The organism is Pseudomonas sp. HS6-2 (assembly GCF_049325675.2).
GTDB classification, from domain to species: Bacteria; Pseudomonadota; Gammaproteobacteria; order Pseudomonadales; family Pseudomonadaceae; genus Aquipseudomonas; species Aquipseudomonas putida_N.
This window is the reverse complement of record NZ_CM143906.1, coordinates 4,852,091-4,871,246: the sequence shown is the minus strand read 5'-3', so window position 1 is coordinate 4,871,246 and position 19,156 is coordinate 4,852,091. Positions and strand designations below refer to the sequence as shown.

The 19,156-nt window shown below is 64.2% G+C and carries 21 protein-coding genes; 10 read left to right on the top strand and 11 right to left on the bottom strand.

Annotated features, from left to right (window positions below):
• The first annotated feature begins 103 nt into the window (after window positions 1–103).
• Together ACOKS3_RS22760 and ACOKS3_RS22755 are read left to right on the top strand one after the other, a co-directional pair.
• A complete protein-coding gene (locus ACOKS3_RS22760) occupies window positions 104–802 on the top strand; it encodes a response regulator (RefSeq protein WP_103449483.1) in 699 nt (232 codons plus the stop codon).
• Window positions 799–2,400, top strand: a complete 1,602-nt coding sequence (locus tag ACOKS3_RS22755) for an ATP-binding protein (protein WP_422762945.1) — start codon at window positions 799–801, stop codon at window positions 2,398–2,400. Before ACOKS3_RS22760 ends, ACOKS3_RS22755 begins: the two co-directional genes overlap by 4 nt.
• Window positions 2,401–2,403: 3 nt before the next feature.
• Here ACOKS3_RS22755 and ACOKS3_RS22750 read toward each other — a convergent pair whose 3' ends face one another.
• Window positions 2,404–3,105, bottom strand: coding sequence for a 4'-phosphopantetheinyl transferase family protein (locus ACOKS3_RS22750; protein ID WP_422762946.1), 702 nt, complete (start codon window positions 3,103–3,105; stop codon window positions 2,404–2,406).
• Window positions 3,106–3,172: 67 nt separating this feature from the next.
• Window positions 3,173–3,967 (bottom strand): dienelactone hydrolase family protein, encoded by a 795-nt coding sequence (locus ACOKS3_RS22745; RefSeq protein WP_422762947.1) that lies wholly within the window; start codon window positions 3,965–3,967, stop codon window positions 3,173–3,175.
• Window positions 3,968–4,092: 125 nt separating this feature from the next.
• Here ACOKS3_RS22745 and ACOKS3_RS22740 point away from each other — a divergent pair, with 125 nt between their 5' ends.
• The 4 genes from ACOKS3_RS22740 to ACOKS3_RS22725 all read left to right on the top strand — a co-directional run bounded on the left by ACOKS3_RS22740 (window position 4,093) and on the right by ACOKS3_RS22725 (window position 8,488).
• The gene (locus tag ACOKS3_RS22740; protein ID WP_103449487.1) at window positions 4,093–4,698 is read left to right on the top strand and encodes an outer membrane protein; all 606 of its coding nucleotides are present in this window, start codon (window positions 4,093–4,095) and stop codon (window positions 4,696–4,698) included.
• Between the two features lie 151 nt (window positions 4,699–4,849).
• A complete protein-coding gene (locus ACOKS3_RS22735) occupies window positions 4,850–5,527 on the top strand; it encodes a response regulator (RefSeq protein ID WP_103449488.1) in 678 nt (225 codons plus the stop codon).
• Window positions 5,524–6,870: an ATP-binding protein gene (locus ACOKS3_RS22730; RefSeq protein ID WP_103449489.1), complete on the top strand. Its 1,347-nt coding sequence runs from the start codon at window positions 5,524–5,526 to the stop codon at window positions 6,868–6,870. The genes ACOKS3_RS22735 and ACOKS3_RS22730 overlap by 4 nt, the downstream gene beginning before the upstream one ends.
• 295 nt (window positions 6,871–7,165) lie before the next feature.
• Window positions 7,166–8,488, top strand: coding sequence for a dicarboxylate/amino acid:cation symporter (locus tag ACOKS3_RS22725; protein WP_060509215.1), 1,323 nt, complete (start codon window positions 7,166–7,168; stop codon window positions 8,486–8,488).
• A 53-nt stretch (window positions 8,489–8,541) separates the two neighbouring features.
• On the opposite strand, the gene ACOKS3_RS22720 is transcribed toward ACOKS3_RS22725, so the two are convergent.
• Complete coding sequence (locus ACOKS3_RS22720) at window positions 8,542–9,036, bottom strand: SprT family zinc-dependent metalloprotease (RefSeq protein ID WP_422762948.1); 495 nt, start codon at window positions 9,034–9,036, stop codon at window positions 8,542–8,544.
• A gap of 145 nt (window positions 9,037–9,181) precedes the next feature.
• A complete protein-coding gene (locus ACOKS3_RS22715; RefSeq protein ID WP_103449491.1) occupies window positions 9,182–9,781 on the bottom strand; it encodes a Yip1 family protein in 600 nt (199 codons plus the stop codon).
• Between the two features lie 263 nt (window positions 9,782–10,044).
• On the opposite strand from ACOKS3_RS22715, the gene ttcA reads away from it, so the two are divergent.
• Entirely contained in the window at window positions 10,045–10,869 is an 825-nt protein-coding gene (gene ttcA, locus ACOKS3_RS22710; protein ID WP_027918067.1) for a tRNA 2-thiocytidine(32) synthetase TtcA, read from the top strand.
• Between the two features lie 4 nt (window positions 10,870–10,873).
• The gene (locus tag ACOKS3_RS22705) at window positions 10,874–11,545 is read left to right on the top strand and encodes a DNA-3-methyladenine glycosylase I (protein ID WP_103449492.1); all 672 of its coding nucleotides are present in this window, start codon (window positions 10,874–10,876) and stop codon (window positions 11,543–11,545) included.
• 31 nt (window positions 11,546–11,576) lie between these two features.
• Here the strand turns inward: ACOKS3_RS22705 and ACOKS3_RS22700 are convergent, their stop codons facing one another.
• The 3 genes from ACOKS3_RS22700 to arsC are packed head-to-tail and all read right to left on the bottom strand — an operon-like array spanning window position 11,577 to window position 12,938.
• Window positions 11,577–11,990, bottom strand: coding sequence for a DUF2069 domain-containing protein (locus ACOKS3_RS22700; RefSeq protein WP_103449493.1), 414 nt, complete (start codon window positions 11,988–11,990; stop codon window positions 11,577–11,579).
• The gene (wrbA, locus tag ACOKS3_RS22695) at window positions 11,983–12,588 is read right to left on the bottom strand and encodes an NAD(P)H:quinone oxidoreductase (protein WP_016501124.1); all 606 of its coding nucleotides are present in this window, start codon (window positions 12,586–12,588) and stop codon (window positions 11,983–11,985) included. The genes ACOKS3_RS22700 and wrbA overlap by 8 nt, the downstream gene beginning before the upstream one ends.
• Window positions 12,585–12,938, bottom strand: coding sequence for an arsenate reductase (glutaredoxin) (gene arsC / locus ACOKS3_RS22690; RefSeq protein ID WP_103449494.1), 354 nt, complete (start codon window positions 12,936–12,938; stop codon window positions 12,585–12,587). Before arsC ends, wrbA begins: the two co-directional genes overlap by 4 nt.
• An 85-nt stretch (window positions 12,939–13,023) precedes the next feature.
• Here arsC and ACOKS3_RS22685 point away from each other — a divergent pair, with 85 nt between their 5' ends.
• The gene (locus ACOKS3_RS22685; protein WP_103449495.1) at window positions 13,024–13,488 is read left to right on the top strand and encodes a TlpA disulfide reductase family protein; all 465 of its coding nucleotides are present in this window, start codon (window positions 13,024–13,026) and stop codon (window positions 13,486–13,488) included.
• Window positions 13,489–13,522: 34 nt separating this feature from the next.
• On the opposite strand, the gene ACOKS3_RS22680 is transcribed toward ACOKS3_RS22685, so the two are convergent.
• The 4 genes from ACOKS3_RS22680 to ACOKS3_RS22665 all read right to left on the bottom strand — a co-directional run bounded on the left by ACOKS3_RS22680 (window position 13,523) and on the right by ACOKS3_RS22665 (window position 18,243).
• On the bottom strand, window positions 13,523–13,927 hold the full coding sequence (locus ACOKS3_RS22680) for an META domain-containing protein (RefSeq protein WP_422762949.1): 405 nt from the start codon (window positions 13,925–13,927) through the stop codon (window positions 13,523–13,525).
• Window positions 13,924–14,361, bottom strand: a complete 438-nt coding sequence (locus ACOKS3_RS22675) for a hypothetical protein (protein WP_079226860.1) — start codon at window positions 14,359–14,361, stop codon at window positions 13,924–13,926. Before ACOKS3_RS22675 ends, ACOKS3_RS22680 begins: the two co-directional genes overlap by 4 nt.
• Before the next feature lie 31 nt (window positions 14,362–14,392).
• A complete protein-coding gene (locus tag ACOKS3_RS22670) occupies window positions 14,393–15,382 on the bottom strand; it encodes a 2-hydroxyacid dehydrogenase (RefSeq protein ID WP_103449496.1) in 990 nt (329 codons plus the stop codon).
• Between the two features lie 101 nt (window positions 15,383–15,483).
• Window positions 15,484–18,243 carry a response regulator gene (locus ACOKS3_RS22665; protein ID WP_422762950.1) on the bottom strand — a complete coding sequence of 920 codons (2,760 nt, stop codon included), beginning with the start codon at window positions 18,241–18,243 and terminating at the stop codon, window positions 15,484–15,486.
• A 193-nt stretch (window positions 18,244–18,436) separates the two neighbouring features.
• On the opposite strand from ACOKS3_RS22665, the gene ACOKS3_RS22660 reads away from it, so the two are divergent.
• Window positions 18,437–19,153: a response regulator transcription factor gene (locus ACOKS3_RS22660; RefSeq protein ID WP_463581455.1), complete on the top strand. Its 717-nt coding sequence runs from the start codon at window positions 18,437–18,439 to the stop codon at window positions 19,151–19,153.
• Window positions 19,154–19,156 lie beyond the last annotated feature (3 nt).

Genomic DNA, 19,156 nt, shown 5'->3' with positions numbered 1-19,156 from the left:
GGGTTGGCAGTGCCGACGGGCGGCACGTAGTATCCGGGGGTGATGTTGCCTTTTGGTTAAAGGCCGGTACCGACAGTACAACAACAATTCAAAGGCAGGGGCCATGGACCAACCCAGCAACCGCATCCTCATCGTCGAAGACGACCAGCGCCTGGCCGAGCTCACTGCCGAATACTTGCAGGCCAACGGCTACGAGGTCGCCGTGGAGGGCGATGGCGCCCGCGCCGCGCGCCGCATTGTCGACAGCCAGCCGGACCTGGTGATTCTCGATCTGATGCTCCCCGGTGAAGACGGCCTGAGCATCTGCCGCCGCGTGCGTGGCCAGTATCCCGGCCCGATTCTGATGCTGACGGCCCGTAGCGACGAACTCGATCAGGTCCAGGGCCTGGACCTGGGGGCCGACGACTATGTGTGCAAGCCGGTGCGGCCGCGCTTGCTGCTGGCGCGGATCCAGGCCCTGCTGCGGCGCAGCGAAGGCCCCGACAACAAACGCCACGACTTGGCCTTCGGGCCGCTGCGCATCGACAACCGCCTGCGTGAAGCCTGGCTCGACGCGCAGCAGATCGACCTCACCGGTGCTGAATTCGACCTGCTCTGGCTGCTGGCCAGCAACGCCGGGCGGGTGCTGACGCGCGAGCAGATCTTCACTGCCTTGCGCGGGGTCGGTTACGACGGCCAGGACCGCTCCATCGATGTGCGCATTTCCAGGATTCGCCCCAAGATCGGCGACGACCCGATCCACCCGCGGCTGATCAAAACGCTGCGCAGCAAGGGTTACCTGTTCGTCGGCGATGCCCCATGAACCGTTCGATCTTCCTGCGCATCTACGGCGGGATGCTTGCGGTGCTGGTGCTGGTGGCGTTGCTCGGCGTGCTCAGCCTGCATCTGGTCAACGAAGTGCGCGCGGCCCAGCACCGCGAGCGGTTGGCCCAGGGTACGTTCAGCCTTATGGCCGACAACCTGGCGCAGCAGAATGAAACCGAGCGCAAGCGCTCGCTGCTGATGTGGGGGCGGTTGCTGGGCGTGCCACTCGAACTGCAGCCGATGACGGCGCGCACTTTGGATGGTGGCCAGCGCGCCCGCCTGTACCGTGGCCTGGTGGTGGTGGAGAAGACCGGGCCGCACGCTGCCCAGGTGCTGCGCAAGGTCGGCCAGGAGGACTTGTTGCTGGTGGCCCAGGTCAAGCAGGTCAGCGAGCAGCTGGCGCGTGCCACGCTTTACCTGCTGGCCGATGAGCTGGTGCGCTACCCGGTGACCGAGCAGCAACAGCGCCTGGCAGAAATCACCCAGAGCAAGGGCTTCGGCTTTGGCGTCGCCTTGCAACGCATCGAGCGGGTCGGCCTGGACGATGATCAGCGGCGCCGGGTGGAGGAAGGGGACACGGTGATGGCGCTGGGCCGCGATGGCGATTCCATCCGCGTGTTCGCCGGCCTGCCAGGCTCTCCACTGGTGCTGGAGATCGGCCCGCTGTATCAGCTCAACCCTTATCCGCCACAGTTGTTGATCCTGATCGCCTTCCTTGGCCTGTGCCTGATCGGCCTGGTGGTGTATCTGCTGGTGCGCCAGCTGGAACGGCGCGTGTCAGGCATGGAAATCGCCGCCACGCGCATCGCCCAGGGCAGCCTGGACACCCGCGTGCCGGCCGGTGATGCCGATTCGGTGGGGCGCCTGGCCGCTGCGTTCAATGGCATGGCCGAGCACCTGCAGCGTTCGCTTAACATGCAACGCGAGCTGGTGCGCGCGGTGTCCCACGAACTGCGCACGCCAGTGGCACGCTTGCGCTTTGGCCTGGAGATGATCGAAAGCGCGCCCACCGAGCAGGCACGCGCCAAGCACCTGGTCGGCATGGATGGCGATATCCAGGACCTCGACAGGCTGGTCGACGAGATGCTGACCTACGCACGCCTGGAGCAGGGCGCGCCGGCGCTGAAATTCCAGCGTGTCGAGCTGGATGCGCTGTTCGACCGGGTGATCGAAGAGCTGGCGCCGCTCAACAGCAAGGTCCGCTTGCTGCGCGGGGCGTGCCAGGCCAGCGACGGCTGCTGGGTCGAGGCCGAGCCGCGTTACCTGCATCGTGCGCTGCAGAACCTGGTGAGCAATGCGCTGCGCCATGCTGGCAGTGAAGTACGCTTGAGCTACCAGCTGGGCCAGCAGCGTTGCCGCATCGATGTGGAAGACGATGGCCCGGGCATCCCCGAGGGTTTCTGGGATCGCATCTTCACCCCCTTCACCCGGCTCGACGACAGCCGCACCCGCGCTTCTGGTGGGCATGGCCTGGGCCTGTCGATCGTGCGGCGGATCATCTACTGGCATGCCGGCCGCGCTACGGTAGGGCGCAGCGAGGCGCTGGGCGGGGCCTGCTTCAGCCTCAACTGGCCGCGTGAGCAGGCGCCGCAGTAGGGCTCAGACGCTGATCAGGCTGAGCAGGTGGCCGTCTTGCAAGCAGAACTGGCCTTCGACTTCGGCGCCGTGTCGCCATTCGGGTGACAGGTCGGTGAGAAGGCGCAGGCGCGCCAGGCCATCGACTGACCATTCCAGCACCTCGGCGTGCTCGAAATAGAAGCGCTGCCGGGTCAGTGGGTAGAGCGCCTTGAACAGGCTTTCCTTGAGCGAGAAGGTCAGGGTGACCGTCAGGCCCAGCTGGCTGCGGTCCAGGCGCTCGCGTTCGGCAGGCGTCAGAATCTCGCCCATCAGCCGCTCGGCGCGCTCATCTTCCAGCAGCGCTTCCTGGTCCAGGCCCAGGCTGCGGCAGGCCCCATCGGCAGCGACCACAGCGGCGGCCCAGCCTTTGCCATGGGTGATCGAGCCGTGGATATCCGCGGGCCAGATCGGTGAGCGGTCCTCATGGGTGCCAGGGACGTAGTCGCGGCCATCCAGGCGCAGCAGCGCGGCACGGGCGCAGACACGGCCGGCCAGGTACTCGGCCTGGCGCTTGGCCACCGAGCATTGCAGGCTGGCGCTGGGTACGATACCGGCGCGCTGGAAGTCATCGGCGGCCAGGTGGGCGGGGTCGAAGGCGCAACTGACCAGCACCGCGCCGGGCAGCGGGCGGGGCAGGGGCCAGTGATGCTGGAGCGGGGCGCAGCAGGCGGGGAGTGTGTTCATGACCGGTATTGTGCCAGCCGGGAGTCTCATGTGGGAGATGGTGGCCGCACAGCGGCCCCAGCGCTCTCTACTTGAATACCTGCTTGAAGAACGCCTGCATGTCTGCCCACGAGCTCTTGTCTGCTGCCTCGTTGTAGCCAATGTCAGGCCCGCCATGATCGCCATGGCTCAGCCGGTCTGCATCCGGGTTGGTGAAACCATGCTTGGCGCCCGGAATGCTGACGAACTGGTAGTTGACCTTGGCTGCATCCATCTCTTTCTTGAAGGCGTCCACCTGCTGCGGGGTGACCATGCTGTCGTCCGCCCCGTGTTCGACCAGCAGGTAGGCCCGCACCACGCCAGGCTCGGTGACCGGTGTCTGGGTGGCCAGTGCGCCGTGGAAACTCACCACGCCATCCAGCCGCGCGCCCCGGCGTGCGGCATCCAGCACCACCTTGCCGCCGAAGCAGTAGCCCACCGCGCCGAGCTTGTGCTTGTCGGTATAGGGTTGTTTCCTCAGCAGGTCGAGCCCGGCGTCGAAGCGCCTGGCCGCCGCTTTCGGGTCCTTCATCGCCGCGGCCATGAATGCCTGGGCGTCCTGCGGGTGCTCGGTGTGCTTGCCTTCGCCATACATGTCGATGGCCAGCGCGCTGTAGCCCAGCCCGGCAAGATCGCGCGCACGGCGTTTGGCATAGTCGTTCAGCCCCCACCATTCGTGCACTACCAGCACACCCGGGCGCTCGCCCTTCACGGCATCGTCGTAGGCGTAATAGCCCATCAGCGCGGTGCCGTCGGCATCTTGGTAACGGATCTCGCGGGTCTGCACCGCCGCTTGGGCGAGGGCGGCGCTGCACATCAGGGTCAGGGCCAGCAGGGCACGCATGTTCACTACTCCTTGTTCAACAGATCGTTCAGCCGCGGTTCAGCCAGGGTTCAGTCGCGGTTCAGGGCACCTTGCTTACTCTAGCTTCCAGACCGCAACAGCGCATTCAACTGGAGTAAGAAGCCATGAAAACCTTCAACACCCTGCTCGCTGCCATGGCCGTTTGCGCCGCTGGCATGACCTCTGCCCAGGCGGCCGAAGATACTTTCGCCAGCTTCACGTACGGGCAGACCAGCGACAAGGTCCGCAAGTCCGGACTGCTGCAGAGCAACACCGACCACCTGAACGCCGACGGCATCATCGGCAAGGATGATACCTGGGGCGTGCGCCTGGGCAAGATCAATGATCAGGCACGCTACTACCTGACCTACGACAACGTTTCCGGCGACCACAGTGGTTACAAGTTGCGCCAGGAAAACCTGCTCGGCAGCTACGACCTGCTCCTGCCGGTGGGGGATACCACCAAGCTGTTCGGCGGTGGCAGCCTGGGCATGACCAAGCTGACCCAGGATTCGCCAGGGGCCAGCCGCGATACCGACTATGGCTATGCCTACGGCTTGCAGGCCGGCGTTATCCAGGACATCACCGACCAGGCTTCGGTCGAGCTGGGCTACCGTTACCTGCGTACCAATGCTGCAACGGAGGTGGGCGCCAGTGGCGGGCCGAAGGAAGGCACCCTGCGCCTGACCAGCAGTGCCCAGACCTACCTGGCAGCCAGCTACAAGTTCTGACCGGCGAGCCGGGTTATCCTGTGCCGGCCCTTTCGCGGGACAAGCCCGCTCCTACAGGGATTGCACAGCCTTCGAACCTGTGCGATCCCTGTAGGAGCGGGCTTGTCCCGCGAAGAGGCCAGCACAGGCAATACATAAATAGGAGTGCTACATGAAATTGCTGGTGGTCGAGGACGAAGCCCTGCTGCGGCACCACCTCCACACGCGCCTGGGTGAAAGCGGCCATGTGGTCGAAGCCGTGGCCAATGCCGAAGAAGCGCTGTACCAGGCCGAGCACTTCCATTTCGACCTGGCCATTGTCGACCTGGGCCTGCCTGGCATCAGCGGTCTCGAGCTGATCGGCCGCCTGCGCAGCCAGGGCAAGACCTTCCCCATCCTCATTCTCACCGCCCGTGGCAACTGGCAGGACAAGGTCGAAGGCCTGGCAGCCGGTGCCGACGACTATCTGGTCAAGCCGTTCCAGTTCGAGGAGCTCGAAGCGCGCCTGAACGCCTTGCTGCGTCGTTCCAGCGGTTTCACCCAGTCGACCATTGCCGCCGGCCCCCTGGTGCTGGACCTCAATCGCAAACAGGCAACCCTGGATGAGCAGCCGCTGGCACTGACGGCCTATGAGTACCGCATCCTCGAGTACCTCATGCGTCATCACCAGCAAGTGGTGGCCAAGGACCGCCTGATGGAGCAGCTCTATCCCGGCGACGAGGAACGCGACCCCAACGTCATCGAGGTGCTGGTCGGTCGCCTGCGTCGCAAGCTCGAGGGTGAGAGCGGCTTCAAGCCGATCGACACGGTGCGCGGCCTCGGCTATCTGTTCACCGAGCGCTGCAGATGATCCGCTCGCTGCGGGTACGCCTGATGCTCGCGGCAGCGGTGCTGGCGCTGCTGTTCATGCTGGCGCTGTTGCCGGCGCTGCAGAAGGCATTCAGCCTCGCCCTGCAGGAGTCGATCGAGCAGCGCCTGGCGTCGGACGTGACCACGCTGATCTCCGCGGCGCGCATCGAGCATGGCCAGTTGCTGATGCCCGAGCTGCTGCCGGACGAGCGCTACAACCTGCCATACACCGGCCTGCTGGGCTACATCTTCGACCGTGACGGCAACCTGGTCTGGCGCTCGCGCGCCACCGCCGATCGGCACATCAATTACCGCCCGCGCTACGACGGGCGTGGTAACGAGTTCGCCCGTATCCACCAGGAGGATGGCGAAGAGTTCTTCGTCTATGACGTCGAGATCAAACTGCTCGGTGGCCAGAGCGCGGCCTACAGCATCGTGGCGCTGCAGCCAGTGAGTGAATACAAGGCCACGCTCAATGGTCTGCGCGAAAAGCTTTACCTAGGTTTTGGTGCGGCCCTGCTGGCCTTGCTGGCACTGCTCTGGGCCGGCCTGACCTGGGGATTGCGCTCATTACGTCGGCTGAGCCTTGAGCTGGATGAGGTGGAGTCCGGCGCACGTGATGGCCTCAGCGGCGAGCACCCCCGCGAATTGCTGCGCCTGACACGCTCGCTGAACCGGTTGCTGAGCAGCGAACGCGAGCAGCGCACCCGCTATCGCGATTCACTAGGCGACCTGGCACACAGCCTGAAGACTCCGCTGGCAGTGTTGCAGGGCGTGGGAGAGAGCATGCAGCAGCGTGCTGGCGAACGCGAACAGGCACAGGTGCTGCAGAGCCAGATCGAGCGCATGAGCCAGCAGATCGATTACCAGCTGCAGCGAGCCAGCCTGCGCAAGAGCGGCCTGGTGCGCCACAGCGTATTGCTGCTGCCGGTGCTGGAGAGCTTGTGCAGCACCTTGGCCAAGGTCTATCGCGACAAGCGGGTGGAGGTCGAGCTGGATGTGCCTGCGCAGTCGCATGTGCCGATCGAGCAGGGTGCGTTGCTGGAGCTGCTGGGCAATCTGCTGGAGAACGCCTACCGGTTGAGCCTGGGGCACCTGCGGGTGAGCCTGCAGGAGGGGCGCGGCACGCTGACACTGTGCGTCGAGGACGACGGCCCCGGGGTGCCGGCTGACCAGCGTGAACGAATTCTCGAACGCGGTGAACGGCTGGACCGGCAACATCCGGGGCAGGGCATTGGCCTGGCGGTGGTCAAGGACATCGTCGACAGCTATGGCGCCGAGCTGACGCTGGATGAATCCGCGCTGGGCGGGGCCGCCTTCTGCATCACCTTGCACCTCGATTGATCTGCCGCCCGGGCGGAATCCCGCCACATCCCCTGTACATTTCCCGCCACCGGGCGGAAATCCGCCACCACATCTCAGGGAATTCGCCCCGTCGTTGGGCATTTACGCCCAGCAAACACTGCCTTTGCACCCTTGCTGGGCACTTTGGCATCGCCCTTGCTATTCCACTTGGCAGAGGCCTGCCCAGGCAGCTCGAACACAACGACAAATCCCTCCGGGTGCAGGAGGGTTAGCGATTCAGGTGCTTGCACACCCTGGGAAGGGTGAAGCCGGCACACTTGAGGAAAAATGAGCCATGACGACACGTCAGCCGCTGTACAAATCCCTGTATGTCCAGGTGTTGGTCGCCATCACCATCGGCATCCTGCTCGGCCACTTCTACCCCGAAACCGGCGTCGCCCTTAAGCCTTTGGGTGATGGTTTCGTCAAACTGATCAAGATGGTCATCGCGCCCATCATCTTCTGTACCGTGGTCAGCGGCATCGCCGGCATGCAGAGCATGAAGTCGGTCGGCAAGACTGGCGGCTACGCACTGCTGTACTTTGAAATCGTCTCTACCATCGCCCTGATCATCGGCCTGGTGGTCGTCAACGTGGTTCAGCCGGGTGCAGGCATGCACATCGACGTCAGCACCCTGAACGCCAGCAGCGTGGCCGCCTACGCCGCCGCCGGCGCGCAGCAGACCACCGTCGGCTTCCTGCTCAACATCATCCCCAACACCGTGGTGGGTGCCTTCGCCAACGGCGATATCCTGCAAGTGCTGATGTTCTCGGTGATCTTCGGCTTCGCCCTGCACCGCCTGGGCAGCTACGGCAAGCCGGTACTGGACCTGATCGATCGCTTCGCCCACGTCATGTTCAACATCATCAACATGATCATGAAGCTGGCCCCTGTCGGTGCCTTCGGTGCCATGGCCTTCACCATCGGCCAGTACGGCGTGGGTTCGCTGGTGCAGCTGGGCTACCTGATGGCTTGCTTCTACATCACCTGCCTGCTGTTCGTGCTGGTGGTGCTGGGCGGTATCTGCCGCGCTCACGGCTTCAGTGTCCTCAAGCTGATCCGCTACATCCGTGAAGAGCTGATGATCGTGCTGGGCACTTCCTCCTCGGAATCGGCTCTGCCACGCATGCTGGCCAAGATGGAGCGCCTGGGTGCCAAGAAGTCGGTCGTCGGCCTGGTGATCCCGACCGGCTACTCGTTCAACCTTGACGGTACCTCGATCTACCTGACCATGGCTGCGGTGTTCATCGCCCAGGCCACCGATACCCATATGGACATCACCCACCAGATCACCCTGCTGCTGGTGCTGCTGGTCGCGTCCAAAGGTGCTGCCGGCGTGACCGGTTCGGGCTTCATCGTGCTGGCTGCCACCCTGTCGGCCGTCGGCCACCTGCCGGTTGCCGGCCTGGCGCTGATCCTCGGCATCGACCGCTTCATGTCCGAAGCCCGCGCACTGACCAACCTGGTCGGCAACGCCGTGGCCACCGTGGTCGTGGCCAAGTGGGTGAAAGAGATGGATGACGACAAGCTGGCCTCCGAGCTGGCTTCCGGTGGCGCGCCGCTGGAGTTGTCGGTACCTACCGATGATCTGGGCGTTGCAGAAACCCCGGTGCGTTGATCCCGATGCGGTAAAAAAGAAGGCGACCCTCGGGTCGCCTTTCTTGTGCCTGCCTATTCGACGCGGGTTTCGCCGCTGTACACCAATATCGCCCGGCAGCGTCGGCACAGATAGCGCCGCCCTTGGCGCACCAGCTTGTGCCGCTGCGCGGTAAACGGGAAATCACCCTCCGGGCATGGGCAGCGGTAGATGTAACGGGTCACCACCCGCCGCTGCACTTCATAGTTGTGGCAGCGATTCGGCGGCAGCTCATACACCCCGCGCATGATCAGCTGCCACTCCTCACCATGGGCCTGGATGCGGTCACCAAACAGCTGGTGGGCCACCAGGTGCGCCACTTCATGGGCCACGGTCTGGCGCAGGAAGTCGTCCTGGTTCTCGCGATACAGCTGCAGGTTGAAGCGCAGCAGGTTTTCGTGCAGGTGGGCGACACCGGCCTTCTGGCCGCGCAGCTTGAAGCTGACTTCCGGGCGCGGGAAGGGGCGTTTGAAGAAGGCTTCGGCTTGCTGGTAACAGGTTTCGACGCGTTGTTTGAGCAGCTCGGGCATGGCGGGGTGGTTCTCCTGACCGGGCATTATGCCGGATGCCTGTCGCGGTTGCCGAGCCGCCGGTCAGCAGGCAGGCATCATGACAAAGACAAAGGCCGCCTTGCGGCGGCCTCTGGCTTGATGCCCTATGTTGGCTGGATCTGATCTAGTTGGTGTACACGGGCCCCACGCCCAAACCCCAGATGATCACGGTTGCAGCCATGATCGCCACCAGCACAACGAGGCCCACTGCCAGCACGGAGCTTGAGAACAGGAAGCCTTCATCTGACGGTATGTTCATGAACGTCGGCAAGCCGACATACAGCAGGTACACGGTGTAGCAAATGGCAGCGGTCCCCACCAGCATGCCCAGCCACAAGTGCGGATAGAGCGCCGCCAGGCCGCCGAGGAACAGCGGGGTGGCGGTGTAGGTGGCAAAGGCTATGCATTGCGCCATGGACGGGCTGGCGTCGTAGGTGCGGGCCATCCAGTGGATGAAGGCACCCATCACCGCCACCCCGGCGAGCATCGCCACGTAGGACATGATGCTCATCCAGATCGCGCTGTCCATGGTCAGCATCACCGCCGGTCGGCCGCCGATTACCCAGCCTACCTGGGTTGTGCCGATAAAGGCCGAAATGGCGGGAATCGCCGCCAGGATGAGCGTATGAGTCAGGTACATGTGGCTGATGCTTTCTTCTTCGCCACGAATCTCCCGCCATTCCTGGTCGGGATGGGTAAACAGCCCCACAACGTGATGAATCATGCCGGTCACTCCTCTCAATGTTGCCAATCGCCCCCCACATGGAGCTCAAGCGGCCCGAGGCCAGGACACCGAAGCAGAACGGTAATGTGGCCTTATGTCGCAGTATAGGAAGCCAATCCCTGCACAAACTGCGCTTTTTAGAGCAAATTGCGCTGTCAGGGCCGTTGTTGATTCCCTTGAAGTCTTTATCGGAATCCCTACAGATGCGCGTGGTTTGTGCGTAAAATAGCCGGCTTTTGTCACACCTCGCGGATCCAAGCGCTATGGGCACCCTCTCGGTCAACCAGAACAAACTGCAAAAACGCCTGCGTCGTCTCGCTGGCGAAGCCATCACCGACTACAACATGATCGAAGATGGCGACAAGGTCATGGTCTGCCTGTCTGGCGGCAAGGACAGCTACACCATGCTCGACGTTCTGTTGCACCTGCAGAAGGTGGCACCGATCAAGTTCGAGATCGTCGCGGTGAACATGGACCAGAAGCAGCCAGGCTTCCCAGAACATGTGCTGCCGGCCTACCTCAAGGAGCTGGGCGTCGAGTACCACATCGTCGAGAAGGACACCTACTCGGTGGTCAAGGAGCTGGTGCCCGAGGGCAAGACCACCTGCTCGCTGTGCTCGCGTCTGCGCCGTGGCACCCTGTATACCTTCGCCGATGAAATCGGTGCGACCAAGATGGCCCTCGGGCACCACCGCGACGACATCGTCGAAACCTTCTTCCTCAACATGTTCTTCAACGGCGCGCTCAAGGGCATGCCACCGAAGCTGCGCGCCGACGACGGCCGCAACGTGGTCATCCGTCCGCTGGCCTACTGCAGCGAAAAGGACATCCAGGCCTATTCGGACATGAAGGAATTCCCGATCATCCCGTGCAACCTCTGCGGCTCGCAGGAGAACCTGCAGCGCCAGGTAGTCAAGGACATGCTGGTGGAGTGGGAGCGCAAGCACCCTGGCCGCACCGAGAGCATCTTCCGCGCCATGCAGAACGTGGCCCCGTCGCAGCTGGCCGACCGCAATCTGTTCGACTTCACCAGCCTGAAGATCGACGAGAACGCTACCCCGCGTTTCCTCGACGTGGTGAACATCTGAGGCCATGCGCGATTACCAGTGGCTGCACGCATATTGCCTGAACCGCTTCGGCTCGGCCGAGGCGCTGGAAGCCTTCCTGCCGCAGCCGCGCACGCCGGCGCAGCTGCGCGCCATCGCTGACGACCGCTACCTGTCGACCCTGGCCCTGCGCGTGTTCCGCGCCGGGCTCAAGCACAGCCTGGTGGATGCCAAGTGGCCTGCGTTCGAGCAGGTGTTCTTCGGCTTCGACCCGGAAAAGGTGGTGCTGATGGGCGCCGAGCACCTGGAGCGGTTGATGCACGACGAGCGCATCATCCGCCATCTGGGCAAGCTCAAGAGCGTGCCGCGCAATGCGCAGATGATCCTCGACGTGGCGAAGGAGAAGGGCAGCTTCGGCGCGTTCATCGCCGACTGGCCGGAGACCGACATCGTCGGGCTGTGGAAGTACCTGGCCAAGCACGGCAACCAGCTGGGCGGATTGTCGGCACCGCGCTTCCTGCGCATGGTCGGCAAGGACACCTTCATCCCCACTGAAGACATGGCGGCGGCGTTGATTGCACAGAAGGTGATCGACAAGCAGCCGACCAGCCAGCGCGACCTGGCCCTGGTGCAGCAAGCGTTCAATCAATGGCACGCAGAGAGCGGGCGACCGCTGTGCCAGTTGTCGGTAATGCTGGCGCATACCGTCAACCATTGAGATCGCCGGGGCCGCAAAGCGGCCCCCGAACTCAACTGCCTTCGCCCGCCATGCGCCGTTCGAACTGGAATTTCCAGCGCACATACAGCAGCCCGGCAATGAACAACCCCAGGCTCACCAGCACTTCCACCCAACCAAACACTGCACGCGCCGGGTCGAACGCCGCCAGCACGCCCTTGATGAAATAGATATTCACCACGAAGCAGGTCCAGGCATGCGCCCGGGCGCTGCCCATCAGCATGCCCGGCAGCAGCAACAGCAGCGGCACCAACTCGATCGCCAGGATCACTTCGACCCGTGCCCCATGCAGGTTGGCAAACCACAGATTGTTCACCACCAGCAGCGCGATCAGGCCAAAGAAGCATGCCAGGCTCAACGCCCGCGTAAGGCGCAGCCGCGGTGCCAGCCATTCGAGTGAGGGCAATACCTTGGGCTTTTTAGCCACGCGCGGCCTCCAGGGCCTTGGCCGTGGTCGCCAGGCGTTGGCCAAGGGCGCGGCACAAAGCGATCTCGTGTTGGTCCAGCTCACGCTTGCCATCGGCGCCGGCATGGTGGCTGGCGCCGTAAGGGGTGCCGCCACCACGGGTCTCCAGCAGTGCCGATTCACTGTAAGGCAGGCCCATCACCAACATGCCGTGGTGCATCAGCGGCAGCATCATCGACAGCAGGGTGGTCTCCTGGCCGCCGTGCAGGCTGGCGGTGGAGGTGAACACGCCAGCCGGTTTGCCGACCAGTTCGCCACCCAGCCACAGGCTGCTGGTGCCATCGAGGAAATACTTCAGCGGTGCGGCCATGTTGCCGAAGCGGGTCGGGCTGCCCAGCACCAGGCCGGCGCAGTGGCGCAGGTCGTCGAGGGTGGCGTACAGCGCGCCGCTGGCCGGGATGTCCGGGGCCACCGCTTCGCACTCGGTGGAAATCGCCGGCACTGTGCGCAGGCGCGCTTCCATGCCGGCCAGCTCGATGCCGCGGGCGATATGCCGGGCCATCTCGCTGGTCGAACCGTGACGGCTGTAATACAGCACCAGGATGTAGGGCGCGCTCACGGCAGGATCTCCAGCACCTTCTCTGGCGGGCGGCCGATCACGGCCTTGTCACCAGCAATCAGGATCGGCCGTTCGATCAGTTTGGGATTTTTGACCATGGCGTCGATCAGTTGCGCGTCGGTCAGCGCCAGGTTGCCCAGGTCCAGGGCCTTGTATTCGTCTTCGCCGCTGCGCAGCAGCTGGCGCGGGGCGATACCCAGCTTGCCGAGCAGGGCCTTGAGGGTGGCCGCGTCGGGCGGGGTTTCCAGGTAGCGCACGATGGTCGGTGCCAGGCCGCGTTGTTCGAGCAGTTCCAGCGCGCCGCGGGATTTCGAGCAGCGCGGGTTATGATAGAGCGTCAAGTCAGTCATGTCGGGTCGCATCCAGCTGGGTGTGGCGGCTATTCTAACCGCAGCGACTGACCTATTTGCTTGAAACTTCGAGAAGGATTGACCCATGGCAAGGCGTCTGGCAGCAGTACTGGCCATCACCGCGAGCCTGTTGCTCGGTGGTTGCGGTGCCGATTACGGCGTGGACCAAGATGGCAAGACGGTAAAGGCGGAACAGATCGACGGGCACTGGGTAGTGCTCAATTACTGGGCCGAATGGTGTGGCCCGTGCCGTACCGAGGTACCCGAGCTGAACCAGGCGGCCAAGCAATGGGCGGCCGATGGCATCAAGGTGTTCGGGGTGAACTTCGATGGCCTGCAGGGGCCGGAACTGAAGCAGGCAGCGGAAGCCTTGGGCATCGGCTTCACCGTGCTGGCGCAGGACCCGGCCGAGCGTTATGACCTGCCACGCAGCGAGGCGCTGCCGGTGACCTACATCATCGATGACAAGGGCAAGGTGCGTGAGCAACTGCTGGGTGAGCAGACCCTGGAAGGGCTGCAGGCCAAAATCAAGGCGCTCAAAGGCGCCTGATGCATTTGGGGCCGCAATGCGGCCCCAAACATTCTCAGCCTTGTTCAGGCCAGAAACGCAGTGGCTTGCCTTCGGCTGGCCAGAAACGCATCTGCTCGACGGGCGACACATCCCAGCGCTGCACGGTCTCCAGCGCCTGCAGGAAGCGCTTTTCCTGCTCCATCAATGCCGGGGCGCACAGTTTGCGGGTCTTGCCGACCTTGCCGAAGCTCAGGTGCTCACCCTCCAGCGTGTACGGCGCAAACCAGTGGTTGCAGCCGGCATTGCCATAGGCGCGGCCATCGCTGGCCAGGGTCAGGGTCAGGTGGCTGTAGTCGATCAGCGGACGCTCACCGATCCACTCCAGTACGTAGCTGCGTTCCTGCTGCAGCTTCGAAGGTTCGGCAGCACAGCCGAGCAGGCCGGTGGCAATCAGCACACCGGTCAGCAGATTCTTCACTCGGCGCTCTCCTGGCAACGCGGGCACAGATGCTTGTCGCCACGGCTGGCCCAGCCCAGTTCTGCGATACGGGCGCTGGCGGCCGGCTGACGGGCTGCCTTGCCAAGTTTGGCGTCGACGGCGAACTCGAAGTCCAGCACCGCGTCGCAGCTGTCGCACTCGACCTTCCAGGTGAGAATCTCCAGCTCGTTGAACACCGGGCCGCTGGCCACGGCCACCCACTGGCCGCGTGGGTTGATCAGGTGGCGCACGCTCTCCACGGTCAGGCGCATGGCCAGGTCCTTGCTGCCCTTGAGGGTCACGATCAGGACGTCGCCTTTGTGCATCGAGCCACCGTTGCCGGTCACCTGGTAACGGCCCGGAACCAGGGCGCGGCACTCGATCAAGGTGTGTTGCGGGTTGAAAAGGGTGTAGCGAAAATCGTGTTCGACCATGGGTCCTCCAGAAATGCCGCGTATCCTAGCATCAACCGGTGACCAGATTCTGCGGATTACCCGCCGCCCAGCGGATGATGTTGTCCAGGGTAGTGGTGGCGATGGCGTCCAGTGCTTCGTGGGTCAGGAATGCCTGGTGCGCGGTGATGATCACGTTGGGGAAGGTCAGCAACCGTGCCAGCACATCATCCTGCAGCGGCAGGTCGGAACGGTCCTCGAAAAAGAGCTGGGCTTCCTCTTCATACACATCCAGGCCCAGGTAGCCGAGCTGGCCACTTTTCAGGGCGTCGATCAGCGCCGGCGTGTCGACTAGCGCACCGCGGCCGGTGTTGATCAGCATGGCGCCTGGCTGCAAGTGGTTCAGGCTCTGCGCATTGATCAGGTGCCGGGTGTGCTCGGTCAGCGGGCAGTGCAGGCTGATGATTCGCGCCTCGCGCAGCAGTTCGGGCAGGTCCAGGTAGCGGGCCCCCAGGGCCAGCAGCTCCGGGTTGGGGTAGGGGTCATACGCGAGCAGTTGGCAGCCGAAGCCGGCCATGATACGGGCGAAGGCTGCGCCGATCTGGCCGGTGCCGACCACGCCGACGGTCTTGCCATGCAGGTCGAAGCCAGTCAGCCCGTGGAGGGTGAAGTCACCTTCGCGGGTGCGGTTGTAGGCCCGGTGCAGGCGGCGGTTGAGGGCAAGGATCAGGGCCACGGCGTGCTCGGCCACGGCATGCGGCGAATAGGCCGGCACCCGCACCACCGCCAGGCCAAGGCGCTGGGCGGCAGCCAGGTCGACATGGTTGTAGCCGGCCGAGCGCAGGGCGATCAGCCGTGTACCGCCAGCGGCCAGGCGCTGCAGTACCTGGGCGCCGAGCTCGTCGTTGATGAAGGCGCAGACGACCTCGTAGCCCTGGGCCAGGGCGGCGGTGTCGAGGGTCAGGCGGGTGGGCTGGAAGTGCAGGTCAAGGCCGCTGCCTTGGGCGGCCTGGGTGAAGCTTTCCTGGTCGTAGTGCTGGCTGCTGAACAACAGAACGCGCATGGTGGGCTTCCTCTGAAGTGCATGTCTTGGCTTGTGTGGCGCCTGTGAGATTGAGCGCCGCCCGCGCGGCGCTCGATCTCACAGGCGCCGAAAATATCCCGTCAAGCGCTCAGACGCGCCTGCGCAGCCAAGCGGTTGATCGCCGCATCCAGCTCATCCAGCGCCTGCGTTGCCTGTGGGCTGTCCTGCTTGAGCAGGGTCTCGCTGCGCTGACACGCCGCGCGCAGCTGGGGCACGCCGCAATAGCGCGAGGCACCGTTGAGCCGGTGCACCTGCTCGATCAATGTCGACGGATCATCCGCCTCGCGCGCAGCGCGAATCGCCTGGCGGTCGCTTTCCAGCGACGCCAGCAGCATGGCCAGCATGTCGGCAGCCAGGTCCGGCTTGCCGGCGGCCAGGCGCAAGCCTTCGTCAGGGTCCAGTACCGGCAGCTCATGGCTGTCGCCATGCGGCCCGCTGGCATACTCCAATGGCGATGTGCCCAGGCTCAGCCCGGTCCACTTCATGACCACCTGGGCCAGCTGTCGCTCGCTGATCGGCTTGGTCAGGTAATCGTCCATGCCGCTGTGCAACAAGGCGCGTTTTTCGTTGGCCATGGCGTGGGCAGTCAGGGCGACGATCGGCAACGGGTTGCCACTCTGGGTCTTTTCCCACAGGCGGATCTGCTCGGTGCAGGCCCGTCCGTCCATACCGGGCATCTGCACGTCCATCAACACCAGGTCGAAAGGCTCGGCCTGTACCGCGTGCACGGCGGCATGGCCGTTGTCGACTGCCAGCACTTCGGCGCCCAGGTCTTCAAGCAGCGTCTGCACCAGCAGGAGGTTGGCGGCGTTGTCGTCGACGCACAGGATCTTCGCTCGGTGTTGGCCGCTGCTGACCAGTGCCGGTTCGGCCAGCGTGCGGCGCGGTTGCACCAGCTCCAGCAACAGGCGGCGCAACTTGCGCGTGCAGGTCGGTTTGGACAGCAACTGACCATGACCGTTAGGCAGGAAGGGGTGGTACAGCGCCTGCTCGGTGGTCGGGCACAGCACCACGCACTGGCAGTGCAACCGTTCCAGCTGCTGGTTGTACTGACCGAGCTGCTCCGGCGAAAGCGTGCCGAGGTTGGCGCCGAGTACCGCAAACTCGAATGGCAAGCCGGCCTGGAAGCCTGCCTGCACGCCTTGCAGCAATTGGTCGTAAGAGGCGAACAGGCTGACGCTCAGGCCACAGTCCTCGAGCTGGTGCTCCAGGGCCTGGCGCGCCAGTTCATGGCTGTCGACAATGGCCGCTCTGCGCCCCAGCAACGGTTGCAGTGGTTGCTCCTCGATGTCGTCGTGGGCCTTGGGCAGGCTCAAGCTGATCCAGAACTGCGAGCCTTCGCCCGGCGTGCTGTCGACGCCGATCTCACCGCCCATCTGCTCGATCAGGCGCTTGGAAATCACCAGCCCCAGGCCGGTACCACCGGGCTGGCGGGCCAGCGAGTTGTCGGCCTGGCTGAACGCCTGGAACAAGGTACGCACGTCCTGTGGCGACAGGCCGATGCCGGTGTCCTGCACGCTGATGCGCAACTGGGCGCTGTCATCCTGTTCGTCCTCGAGCATGGCCCTGACGACGATGGTGCCTTCGCGGGTGAACTTGATCGCGTTGCTCACCAGGTTGGTGAGGATCTGCTTCAGCCGCAACGGGTCGCCGATCAGCGACGTCGGCGTGTCGCGGTAGATCAGGCTGAGCAGTTCGAGCTGTTTGGCGTGGGCGGCGGGGGCGAGGATGGTCAAGGTGTCCTGGACCAGGTCGCGCAAGTTGAACGGGACACTGTCGAGCACCAGCTTGCCGGCCTCGATCTTGGAGAAGTCGAGGATCTCGTTGATGATCCCCAGCAGGTTGTCGGCGGACTTCTCAATGGTGCTCAGGTAATCCAGCTGCCGTGGAGTCATCTCGCTCTTCTGCAGCAGGTGGGTGAAGCCGAGGATGCCATTGAGCGGCGTGCGGATCTCGTGGCTCATGTTGGCCAGGAACTCCGACTTGATGCGGCTGGCCTCCAGGGCCTCCTTGCGTGCCATGTCCAGCTCGATGTTCTGGATTTCGATGGTTTCCAGGTTCTGGCGCACATCCTCGGTGGCTTGGTCGATGCTGTGCTGCAGCTCCTCGTGGGCGCCGTGCAGGGTTTCGGCCATGCGGTTGATGCCGCGGGCCAGTTCGTCCAGTTCATGGCTGCCCATGGCTGGCAAGCGTTCGTCGAGGTGGCCGTCCTTGAGCTGGTTGACCGCGTGCTTGATGCGTGCAATCGGGTCATTGATGGTGCGGCTCATGCGCATCGCCAGCAGACCACTAAGGGCCAGGCAGGCGAGGATCAGCAGCACGCTGGTGAACAGGTTGCGGTAGCCGCGCAACAACGTGCCGTCGTGGGACAGCTCGATCTCGACCCAGCCCAGCAGGCGCTCGGCCTCGGCCGGTACGGCATCGGTGGCCAGGTCGCGGTGGTGGCCGAACACCGGCATCAGGTAACGGGTGGCGTCGTTGCCGGTGCGCTGCAGCAACTGAGTGCCGGTGCCGCCGCTGGGGGCCTGGTTGATCATGCTCGGCCCGGCATGGGCCAGGCGGCTGCGGTCGGGGGCGAGGAACGCCACGGCGCGCACGTCGGCCTGCTCCAGGGTCTGCGCGGCGATGCGCTCCAGCTGGGCGGGTGCCTGCCGTGCCAGGGCCGGTGCGGCCAGCGGTGCCAGCTGCTCGGCGAGCATCTTGCCGCGCTGCAGCAACTGGGTGCGCAACTGGTCTTGTTGCAGCCAGGTGAAATAGCTGCCCAGCACCAGTGCCATCAGGCTGGCCGGCAGCAGTGCAAGCAGCAGCACCCGGCTTCTGATTCCCAAACGATCGAGCACACTCGCCTCCTGTGATGTGCCTGGACACCGTCGTCGCTACGACGGAACAAAGCGGAAAGTTACTCCGCTGGCTGCGCTAATGCACCCACTGAATGTCATTTCGTTACTTGGCCAACGCATTGGTCGCAGGGCGGTTGCCTGGAAGAAGACCATGCACAATAATTGCGCAACTGAGAATGAATGGCAGTTGCTAATGAATCCTGTGGCTAATTACATATCCCGCATCCTGGCGATCGAGGACGATCCGGTCCTGGGTGCGTACCTGCATGAAGAGCTGCAGCGTGGCGGCTTCCAGGTCACCTGGTGCCGCAATGGCCTGGATGGCCTGGAGGCGGCCGGTCGGCAAAGCTTCGACGTGGTGCTGATGGACATCCTGCTGCCTGGCCTCAATGGCCTGGATGCCCTGGCCCGGCTGCGCCAGCATAGCGCCACGCCGGTGATCCTGATGTCGGCGCTGGGCGCCGAGGCCGACCGCATCAGCGGCTTCCAGCGTGGTGCCGATGATTACCTGCCCAAGCCCTTCAGCATGGCCGAGCTGCAGGTGCGGATCGAGGCGATCCTGCGCCGGGTCGCCCTTGAGCGGCGTCATCACCCGCCGCTGGCGCCCGCCGCAGACGCGCTGCATTTCCACGAAGGCCTGTGTGACGTCAGCCTGGGTGGTCAGCTAGCCGGCATGACCCCCAGCGAATACCGCCTGTTCGACGTTCTCTACCGCAATGTCGATGAAGTGCTGAGCAAGCCCTTCCTTTATCAGCAGGTGCTGCAGCGCGGTTACTCGCGACACGACCGCAGCCTCGACATGCACGTCAGTCAGATCCGCCGCAAGCTCAAGAGTATCGGCTATCACGAGCGAGAGGTCCGCACTGTGTGGGGCAAAGGCTACGTGCTCAGCGTTGGCGAAGCGGAGTAGGCC

What these genes read in the sequence shown, in the direction of transcription:
- ACOKS3_RS22760 (WP_103449483.1), top strand. Translation starts at nt 104, where the DNA reads ATGGACCAACCCAGCAACCGCATCCTCATCGTCGAAGACGACCAGCGC.
- ACOKS3_RS22755 (WP_422762945.1), top strand. Translation starts at nt 799, where the DNA reads ATGAACCGTTCGATCTTCCTGCGCATCTACGGCGGGATGCTTGCGGTG.
- ACOKS3_RS22750 (WP_422762946.1), bottom strand. Translation starts at nt 3,105, where the DNA reads ATGAACACACTCCCCGCCTGCTGCGCCCCGCTCCAGCATCACTGGCCC.
- ACOKS3_RS22745 (WP_422762947.1), bottom strand. Translation starts at nt 3,967, where the DNA reads ATGCGTGCCCTGCTGGCCCTGACCCTGATGTGCAGCGCCGCCCTCGCC.
- ACOKS3_RS22740 (WP_103449487.1), top strand. Translation starts at nt 4,093, where the DNA reads ATGAAAACCTTCAACACCCTGCTCGCTGCCATGGCCGTTTGCGCCGCT.
- ACOKS3_RS22735 (WP_103449488.1), top strand. Translation starts at nt 4,850, where the DNA reads ATGAAATTGCTGGTGGTCGAGGACGAAGCCCTGCTGCGGCACCACCTC.
- ACOKS3_RS22730 (WP_103449489.1), top strand. Translation starts at nt 5,524, where the DNA reads ATGATCCGCTCGCTGCGGGTACGCCTGATGCTCGCGGCAGCGGTGCTG.
- ACOKS3_RS22725 (WP_060509215.1), top strand. Translation starts at nt 7,166, where the DNA reads ATGACGACACGTCAGCCGCTGTACAAATCCCTGTATGTCCAGGTGTTG.
- ACOKS3_RS22720 (WP_422762948.1), bottom strand. Translation starts at nt 9,036, where the DNA reads ATGCCCGAGCTGCTCAAACAACGCGTCGAAACCTGTTACCAGCAAGCC.
- ACOKS3_RS22715 (WP_103449491.1), bottom strand. Translation starts at nt 9,781, where the DNA reads ATGATTCATCACGTTGTGGGGCTGTTTACCCATCCCGACCAGGAATGG.
- ttcA (WP_027918067.1), top strand. Translation starts at nt 10,045, where the DNA reads ATGGGCACCCTCTCGGTCAACCAGAACAAACTGCAAAAACGCCTGCGT.
- ACOKS3_RS22705 (WP_103449492.1), top strand. Translation starts at nt 10,874, where the DNA reads ATGCGCGATTACCAGTGGCTGCACGCATATTGCCTGAACCGCTTCGGC.
- arsC (WP_103449494.1), bottom strand. Translation starts at nt 12,938, where the DNA reads ATGACTGACTTGACGCTCTATCATAACCCGCGCTGCTCGAAATCCCGC.
- ACOKS3_RS22685 (WP_103449495.1), top strand. Translation starts at nt 13,024, where the DNA reads ATGGCAAGGCGTCTGGCAGCAGTACTGGCCATCACCGCGAGCCTGTTG.
- ACOKS3_RS22675 (WP_079226860.1), bottom strand. Translation starts at nt 14,361, where the DNA reads ATGGTCGAACACGATTTTCGCTACACCCTTTTCAACCCGCAACACACC.
- ACOKS3_RS22670 (WP_103449496.1), bottom strand. Translation starts at nt 15,382, where the DNA reads ATGCGCGTTCTGTTGTTCAGCAGCCAGCACTACGACCAGGAAAGCTTC.
- ACOKS3_RS22660 (WP_463581455.1), top strand. Translation starts at nt 18,437, where the DNA reads ATGAATCCTGTGGCTAATTACATATCCCGCATCCTGGCGATCGAGGAC.